Below are 8,215 nucleotides of genomic sequence, written 5' to 3'. Positions count from 1 at the left end.
CTCCTGAGCTCGCTAGGTTACATGCCGCCGGCAGAGGCTGAGAGACGACATCTTGAACAGCCCCAACCCCGCGATAAGGTCGCCTGACCCGTTGAACGAAACGCTCTCCGGTAAAGCCGGGGCGGTTCAGATTGCCGTCGGCCCGGACCCAAGCCTCGCTCACGCGATGGTCGATCTTCATCGGGTCCCAGTGCAGGCCTGGTTTGAGCTTGCGCTTGAAGTGCTTCAACTCGTTGATGGCCGCGGCGAAGAACTGAGGCTCATGGAGTCGCCCTGTGGGCCGCTGCCATGAGAACCGAGGCACTGGGTTGGGCTGAGCATTCGCGTGGTCCCAGGTCAGGTTTGTGAACCGCCCGTCCGGGCCCCCATAGCTTCGGTAGAACTCGTCTACGGGCGAGACCCGCGGGTCGAAGTCCACATTGCAGCGGTAGACATAACCGCTCGTTGCGTCGGCGGTGATCGAGGCGTTGAGCTGAGTGTTGCGCTTGTCCGAGGCGGATTCCCGGTTGACGAGGAGCAACAGGTCGTCGTGGCATCAGGCGATGGTCGACCGTCTTGCCGCTGGCCTCCACCTTCTCGCGCCAACGCCGGAGCATGTCCCTCTCGTAGGCCAGGAACACCTGCTCGAGGCAGGCGATCCGGGCGTAGATGCGGCTGATGCCCAGGATCTTGTCGGAGTTGTCCGGTGCGACGCCGCGCTGGATATCGCGGAAGCCTGCGCTGTTGATGGCGTTGCCCACAATGCGCATGTGGTCCGTGGTGGCCTTCTGCCGCCGATGAGGCAGAGAGGTCGTGATCTTCGCGCCTTTCTTCCTCGTGCAAGGCTTGTGGATGACACGCACTGCCTCCGGTGCGCCCGTGTGCTTGATCGGATGACCCTTGCTGTCCTTGGTCCGATCATGGGCGCCCCGCGAAGATGAATTCTTCGGGCTTCGCGAGATACCTTGTGCCGCAGGTTTTGCTGGCCTCGCCGTCGAGGATGCCATTGTAGGTCCTCAGCCGGGGACACGATTGAGAAGGCCGTGTCGCAGGTCGTGCCATTGAGAAGATGGGCCTTGCAGCGGATCTATCCCCTCGTGGGGATCGTTCTCATACTCGAAGACCTGCGACACGCGCTTGTATCCCTTGTCGGGCCCCGCAAGCTTGTAGGCCCCGGCCCATGCAGCCCCACCGTGCCGGCTTGCTCCGGCGAGAGGTGAGGGTGAGAGAGGGCGAAGCATGCTTTGCGGTCCTCGTTTGCCTCGAAGCCGCGGCCGTCGTTCATGCAATCGGCATTGTTGCAGGTGTTCAGCCCGAAGCGCCCCGCGCCCGGGTAGAGGTGATCCTGCGTAAAGAGATCTCGGGCAAGCTGAGCATCGGCACCTCGCCGCATGCGCGGCGCCGTCCCGGTTTTGTCGATAGGGCGGACAGACCTGAATTCGCGCGCGAGTTGAAGAAGCGGTCGGAATAAATCCGGCCGGACTCGTGGACGGGGCATCAAGCTTGCAGCGGAAGAAGATTGGTCTTGTTCTTCAAAGAAGTAGAAAAAACTTCGCGAGCGCCCGTCCAAGAACGAGAGCACTGGTCCGAACTTTTTTCGGATGCGATACCGCACCTCTGCACCCGGCGCTTGCATTTTACCTCGACAAAAACAAGAGCCTGCCGCGGTAACCGCAGCAGGCCCTGTCGGGGCGTATTCCACGACGCGGAATGCGTCACCGCGGAGAGGGCCCTTGTTTAAGGATGCGCCTTTTGACTCAGACCTTTTCCGTCAGTTCCGGAATGGCTTCGAAGAGGTCGGCGACAAGGCCGTAATCGGCGACCTGGAAGATCGGCGCCTCTTCGTCCTTGTTGATCGCGACGATGACCTTGCTGTCCTTCATGCCGGCGAGGTGCTGGATCGCACCCGAGATGCCGCAGGCGATGTAGAGGTCGGGCGCGACGACCTTGCCGGTCTGTCCCACTTGCCAGTCGTTCGGAGCGTAGCCCGAATCTACCGCAGCGCGCGAGGCACCGACGGCGGCGCCAAGCTTGTCGGCGAGGGCCTCGATGATCTTGAAGTCCTCTTCCGAGCCGACGCCGCGGCCGCCCGAGACGACGATCGACGCCGAGGTCAGGTCGGGACGGTCGCTCGCGGCGACGTGGTCCTCGACCCATTCCGACAGGGACGGAGCCTCGGCGGGGCCGATATTCTCCACAGGGGCGGAGCTTCCGGTGCCGGCGGCGTCGAAGGTCGAGGTGCGGATGGACAGGACCTTGGTCGCGTCCCTGGACTTCACCGTCTGAAGCGCGTTTCCGGCATAGACCGGACGTTCGAACGTGTCGGCATCGACCACGCCAGAGACGTCGGTGATCACCATCACGTCCAGCAGCGCCGCGACGCGGGGCAGGATGTTCTTGGCGTCCGTCGTCGCCGGGGCGACGATGTGGCTATAATCGCCTGCAAGGCTGACGATCAAGGCCGCCGTGGGTTCGGCAAGCCGGTGGCCATACTGCGCATCCTCGGCGCAGAGCACCTTGGCGACGCCGTCGATCGTGGCGGCCTGGCTCGCGGCCTCGGCCGCCTCGGCACCCGCGCAGAGCAGGGTGACCTCGCCCAGGTCCTTCACCGCAGTGACCGACTTGGCGGTCGCGTCCATCTGGAGCGCGCCGCCGGTGACTTCGGCAAGAAGAAGAACGGCCATCAGAGCACCCCCGCTTCGTTTTTCAACTTATCCACAAGTTCATCCACAGAGCCGACGCGGATGCCCGCCTGCCGCTCGGGCGGCTCGGTGGTCTTCACGACCTCGAGGCGCGGCGAGACGTCGACGCCGTAATCCTCGGGCGTCTTCTCGTCGAGCGGCTTCTTCTTGGCCTTCATGATGTTGGGCAGCGAGGCGTAGCGCGGCTCGTTCAGGCGCAGGTCGGTCGAGATGACGGCGGGCAGCTTCACCCGGATCGTCTGCATCCCGCCATCGACCTCGCGCTTGACCAGGGCCTGCTCGCCCTCGACGTCGATCTTCGAGGCGAAGGTGGCCTGGCTCCAGCCCAGCAGCGCCGCCAGCATCTGGCCGGTCGCGTTCATGTCGTTGTCGATGGCCTGCTTGCCGCAGATCACGAGGCCCGGCTGTTCTGCATCGACCACGGCCTTCAGCAGCTTGGCGACGGCCAGCGGCTCGATATCCTGGTGGACGTCGTCGGCGGCAACGATCAGGATCGCGCGGTCGGCCCCCATGGCCAGCGCGGTGCGCAGGGTCTCTTGCGACTGCTTCACGCCGATCGAGACGGCGATGACCTCGTCGACGGTGCCGGCCTCCTTCATGCGGACCGCTTCCTCGACGGCGATTTCGTCGAAGGGATTCATGCTCATCTTGACGTTGGCGAGGTCCACCCCGCTGCCGTCGCCCTTCACACGGACCTTGACGTTATAGTCGATCACGCGCTTGACCGGGACGAGAACTTTCATCGTTGTTGGCCTCCTCTGCATTCGCGCCAGAGGTAGCGCGGGCGCGATGGGTGTTACAGGGCAAAAACGTCACGTCGAGCGCCAATGACGCCCCGTTTCCCTTGGAAACGACGGCTAGCGGTTCGCCCCCGGCGTCCAGAGAACGTCCGCCCGTCCATCGTCGTTCGCCAACCGCGCAGCGCAGAAGCACCAGTCGGAGAGGCGGTTGAGGTAGGTGATGGCGTGGGAGTTCACACTCTGCGCAGCGGCCAGCTCGATGCAGAGCCGTTCGGCCCGTCGGACGACCGTGCGGCAAATATGCAGATGCGCGGACAGCGCGGAGCCGCCGGGCAGGACGAAGGAGCGGAGCGTCTCGAGCCGTTCGTTCATCGCGTCGATCTCGGCCTCGAGCCGTTCGGTCTGCGAGGCGACCATGCGCAGGGGCGGGTGCTCGGCCTCGTCATCCCGCTCGAGGTCCGGATTGCAAAGGTCGGCGCCGAGGTCGAACAGGTCGTTCTGGATGCGCTCGATCTGCTGTGCGAGGTCGTCCTTGGCATGAAGCCGCGCCATGCCGAAGAATGCATTGGCCTCGTCCACGGTGCCGTAGGATTCGACGCGGGCATCGAACTTGGCCACCCGCGTCCCGTTTCCGAGCGCGGTCTCGCCCTCGTCGCCGGTGCGGGTGTATATCTTGGACAGAACGACCATGGCCTAGCCTACCACGCCGCGCAGCCACACGAACAGAAGGATCAGCGCCACCGCAAGAGCCTGCGCGTAGATGCGCCACCGCATGTACTTGTTGGACCGCTTGGCGTTGTCCACGCCGCCCTTGCCGAAACCGGAGATCCCGATGATCAGGATGATGGCAACGGCCACGCAGGCCACGAACGCGAGAAGAAGCAGAGGGTCAGAGAACATCGGCACGCCTGGCTGGGTTCTGGTCGTTGCGGCCATAACCCAACCAGTCGGAAAAGCGAAGGATCAGCTTTCGAGGTTGAGGAACCGGTCGAAGATGTACGCCTCGCGGCCCGTATCCACGACGCGAACCTGGGTCCATCCGTTGTCGGCACGGTCAAGAACCTGGACCTTCTGGCCCAACACGACCTGGTCGAGCACCTGGTTCGACGTCGAGGGGCCGGCACGCAGGTTGACCCGGTTGGCATTGACCACGGCCTGGGCCGCGACCTCGGTTTCCAGCTGCTCGGCCGAGGCGGGGCGCGCGTCAGTCGCCGTTGCCGAAGCTTCGGCGGACTGGACGGGGTCGAAGCTGCGGGTCGCCTCGAGGGCACGCTCGATCGCGCCGGCCTCGTCCATCAGGGGAATTCTGCCGGGGTCGAGGATATCGGTGTCAGAGCGGGCCACGACGACATCGGTGCCGCCCGCCGGGGTGTCGAGGTCGCGCCCGGCGACCGTCAGGGTGATGCCGATACCGGCGAGGAGGATACAGGTAAGACGCAACATATGTCCGCTCGTTTGTTGTTGATTCGAGTCGTTCATCGCAACAACGTGCCGATGCGTGAAAAGTTCGCTTGACACGCAAATTCGCTTTCGGGCCCCCGGTGGCTCGGTTATCTCGCCACCCATGACCGACGAGACAGACGACGAACGCCCCGAGGCAGAGCTTTCGGAAACGCTGGGCCGCGCCATCGGCGACCGCTACCTGACCTATGCGCTGTCGACGATCATGAACCGCGCGCTGCCCGATGCGCGCGACGGGCTGAAGCCGGTGCACCGCCGCATCCTCTACGCGATGCGCGAGCTGCGGCTGGGGTCGAACGGCGGCTTCCGCAAGTCGGCCAAGATCGCCGGAGACGTCATGGGCAACTACCACCCCCACGGCGATGCGGCGATCTACGATTCGATGGCGCGCCTCGCCCAGTGGTTCGCGGTGCGCTATCCGTTGGTGGACGGTCAGGGCAATTTCGGCAATATCGACGGCGACAACCCCGCCGCCGCCCGCTATACCGAGGCACGGATGACCTCGGCCGCCGAGGCGCTGCTGGCCGGCCTTGACGAGGATGCCGTCGACTTCCGCCCGAACTACGACGGCACACTGACCGAGCCGGTCGTGCTGCCCGCCGCCTTCCCGAACCTACTGGCAAACGGCGCGAGCGGCATCGCGGTCGGTATGGCGACGAACATCCCGCCCCACAATATCGGCGAGCTGGTGGATGCCTGCGTGCATCTGATCAAGACGCCCGACGCCCGCGACGAGACGCTGCTGAACTACGTCAAGGGCCCCGACTTCCCTACCGGCGGCACCATCGTCGAAACGCCGGAAAGCATGGCCGAGGCCTATCGCACCGGGCGCGGCGGCTTCCGCGTGCGCGCCCACTACGAGGTCGAGGATCTGGGCCGCGGCCAATGGCAGGCCGTCGTCACCGAGATCCCCTACCAGGTGCAGAAGTCGAAGCTGATCGAGAAGATCGCCGACCTGATCCAGAACCGGAAGCTGCCGGTCCTCGCCGATGTGCGCGACGAAAGCGCCGAGGACGTCCGGATCATCTTCGAGCCGCGGGCCAAGACCGTCGACCCCGAGATGATGATGGGAATGCTGTTCCGGCAGACCGATCTGGAAGTGCGGTTCGCGCTGAACATGAACGTGCTGATCGACGGCCGCACGCCCAAGGTCTGTTCGCTTAAGGAGGTGCTGCGCGCCTTCATCGACCATCGCCGCGAGGTGCTCGAGCGTCGCAAGCGGCACCGGCTGGCCAAGATCGACCACCGGCTGGAGGTGCTCGAAGGGTTCATCATCGCCTTCCTGAACCTCGACCGCGTGATCGAGATCATCCGCTACGACGAGGGCCCCAAGCCCGCGCTGATGCGGCAGGACTGGTCGGACGTGCCGCCGCGCGCGGTGGACGAGAAGGCCTATCGCTCGCCGCCCGAGGGCGAGGGCGAACTGACCGACGTGCAGGCCGAGGCGATTCTGAACATGCGCCTGCGCGCCCTGCGCCGGCTCGAAGAGCTCGAGTTGCGGCGTGAGCGGGACGAGCTGATGGCCGAGCGGGCGGGGATCGAGGATCTGCTGGCCGACGTGAGCCTCCAGTGGCAGGCCATCATCGACGAGCTGCGCGAGACAAAGAAGCAGTTCGGCAAGGATCACCCCCGCGGCGCCCGCCTGACCCGCTTCGCCGAGGCCGGCGAGGTCGAGGACGTGCCGATCGAGGCGCTGATCGACCGCGAGCCGGTCACCGTTGTCTGCTCGCAGATGGGCTGGGTCCGGGCGATGAAGGGCCATATCGACCTCGGCCAGGAGCTGAAGTTCAAGGATGGCGACGGCCCGCTGATCGCCTTCCACGCCGAGACGACGGACAAGCTGCTGCTGGTGGGTTCGAACGGGCGGTTCTATACGCTGCCGGTGGCGAACCTGCCCGGCGGGCGCGGCATGGGCGAGCCGGTGCGCCTGATGGTCGACCTGCCGAACGACGCGCAGATCGTGACCCTGCGCATCCACCGCCCCGGCGCCAAGCTGCTGGTAGCCTCCAGCGCCGGCGATGGGTTTCTGCTGCCCGAGGACGAGGCCATCGCCCAGACCCGCGGCGGCAAGCAGGTGCTGAACGTGAAGGCGCCGGTGACGGCGCTGCTGGCCAAGCCCGTAGAGGGCGACCATGTCGCCGTGGTGGGCGAGAACCGCAAGCTGCTGGTCTTCCCGATCGACGAGCTGCCCGAGATGGCGCGGGGCAAGGGCGTCCGGCTGCAGCGCTACAAGGATGGCGGCCTGTCCGACGCGACGACCCTGACGCTGGCGCACGGGCTGACGTGGCAGGATCCCGCGGGCCGCACCCGCACCGTCGGCCGTTCGGAGCTTGAAGAATGGGTCGGCAAGCGCGCCTCGGCCGGTCGCATGGCCCCGCGCGGGTTTCCCCGCGACAACAGGTTCCCCTGAACTGCGCCCGGGGGCTTGTGCCCCCGGTCCGCCCCGGTAAGCGTGGTGGAAAAACGAGGGACCCCGCCATGATCACCCGCCGCCTCGCCGCTCTCGGCCTTGTCCTGACCCTCAGCGCCTGCGTGTCCACGGACGACAGCGGGCCGAAGGACCTCGGCGACTTTCGCCTCGGCTACAACATCGTACAGGCGCGCACGGTGAAGCAGGGGCCGTTCTCGCGCGAGGTGTCGGACGAGCAGATCACCTCGGCCCTACGCGAGGCGGTCGGCGCGCGGCTGGGCCGCTACGACGGGGACGGGCTCTACCACATCGGCATCTCGGTCGGCGGCTTCGTCCTGGCGCAGCCCGGCATCCCGTTGATCTACACGCCGAAATCCGTGCTGATCTTCGAGGTGAACGTGTACGACAACGCGACCGGCCAGCGGCTGAACGCCGAGCCCAAGCAGATCACCGCCTTCGAGGGGATCGAGAACGTCGCCCCCATCGTCGGCTCCGGCATCGTGCGCGACGCGGAAGCGCAACTGGCGAACCTCGTGGCATCCGGTGCCATCCAGGTCGAGCGTTGGCTGGCCGAGAACCCCGAGTGGTTCACCCCCAAGCCCGGCCAGACCCGCGTGCGGATCGATCGCGCGCAGCTCGACGCACGGGCCGACGCGGCGATCCGCAGTTCCATGGCCACGGCCGCGCCGGCCAACTGAGGCTTGCGTTCCCGCCGCCCCGCCGGTAGAGAGCCCGCGTTGTTGAACCGGGCCCGCCCGTGCGGGTGTTCTGGCCCCAGAGAAACGAGGCTGAACCGCCATGGCGAAGGCAAAATTCGAACGCAACAAGCCGCACGTGAACATCGGCACGATCGGCCACGTTGACCACGGCAAGACGACGCTGACGGCTGCGATCACCAAGTATTTCGGTGACTTCCGCGCCTA

Annotated in this window: 9 protein-coding genes and 1 pseudogene; 4 read left to right on the top strand and 6 right to left on the bottom strand. The window is 65.8% G+C overall.

What is annotated here, in order from left to right:
• A pseudogene (locus PAM7066_RS18785) lies at positions 1–520 on the bottom strand (hypothetical protein); the annotation flags it as partial.
• A 681-nt stretch (positions 521–1,201) separates the two neighbouring features.
• Between PAM7066_RS18785 and PAM7066_RS18295 the strand changes: the two are divergent.
• On the top strand, positions 1,202–1,450 hold the full coding sequence (locus tag PAM7066_RS18295; protein ID WP_139215059.1) for a hypothetical protein: 249 nt from the start codon (positions 1,202–1,204) through the stop codon (positions 1,448–1,450).
• A 286-nt stretch (positions 1,451–1,736) separates the two neighbouring features.
• Here PAM7066_RS18295 and PAM7066_RS18290 read toward each other — a convergent pair whose 3' ends face one another.
• The 5 genes from PAM7066_RS18290 to PAM7066_RS18270 all read right to left on the bottom strand — a co-directional run bounded on the left by PAM7066_RS18290 (position 1,737) and on the right by PAM7066_RS18270 (position 4,864).
• Positions 1,737–2,663 (bottom strand): electron transfer flavoprotein subunit alpha/FixB family protein, encoded by a 927-nt coding sequence (locus PAM7066_RS18290; RefSeq protein WP_085855649.1) that lies wholly within the window; start codon positions 2,661–2,663, stop codon positions 1,737–1,739.
• Positions 2,663–3,424 (bottom strand): electron transfer flavoprotein subunit beta/FixA family protein, encoded by a 762-nt coding sequence (locus tag PAM7066_RS18285; protein WP_085855648.1) that lies wholly within the window; start codon positions 3,422–3,424, stop codon positions 2,663–2,665. The genes PAM7066_RS18290 and PAM7066_RS18285 overlap by 1 nt, the downstream gene beginning before the upstream one ends.
• A 114-nt stretch (positions 3,425–3,538) precedes the next feature.
• Complete coding sequence (locus tag PAM7066_RS18280) at positions 3,539–4,111, bottom strand: cob(I)yrinic acid a,c-diamide adenosyltransferase (RefSeq protein WP_085855647.1); 573 nt, start codon at positions 4,109–4,111, stop codon at positions 3,539–3,541.
• 3 nt (positions 4,112–4,114) lie between these two features.
• On the bottom strand, positions 4,115–4,321 hold the full coding sequence (locus PAM7066_RS18275) for a twin transmembrane helix small protein (RefSeq protein ID WP_085855646.1): 207 nt from the start codon (positions 4,319–4,321) through the stop codon (positions 4,115–4,117).
• Between the two features lie 63 nt (positions 4,322–4,384).
• Entirely contained in the window at positions 4,385–4,864 is a 480-nt protein-coding gene (locus tag PAM7066_RS18270; protein WP_175484737.1) for an SH3 domain-containing protein, read from the bottom strand.
• Between the two features lie 121 nt (positions 4,865–4,985).
• Here PAM7066_RS18270 and PAM7066_RS18265 point away from each other — a divergent pair, with 121 nt between their 5' ends.
• From PAM7066_RS18265 to PAM7066_RS18255, 3 genes are all read left to right on the top strand, one after another.
• Positions 4,986–7,292, top strand: coding sequence for a DNA topoisomerase IV subunit A (locus tag PAM7066_RS18265; protein WP_085855644.1), 2,307 nt, complete (start codon positions 4,986–4,988; stop codon positions 7,290–7,292).
• A gap of 68 nt (positions 7,293–7,360) precedes the next feature.
• Positions 7,361–7,990 (top strand): hypothetical protein, encoded by a 630-nt coding sequence (locus PAM7066_RS18260; protein WP_175484738.1) that lies wholly within the window; start codon positions 7,361–7,363, stop codon positions 7,988–7,990.
• Between the two features lie 100 nt (positions 7,991–8,090).
• The coding region (locus PAM7066_RS18255; RefSeq protein WP_246799793.1) for a GTP-binding protein at positions 8,091–8,215 on the top strand (125 nt) is incomplete at its 3' end.

The sequence above is a fragment of the Palleronia marisminoris genome, from assembly GCF_900172315.1.
Classification (GTDB): domain Bacteria; phylum Pseudomonadota; class Alphaproteobacteria; order Rhodobacterales; family Rhodobacteraceae; genus Palleronia; species Palleronia marisminoris.
Note: the sequence above shows the minus strand (reverse complement) of the source record. Positions and strands in the feature narration are given on the sequence as shown.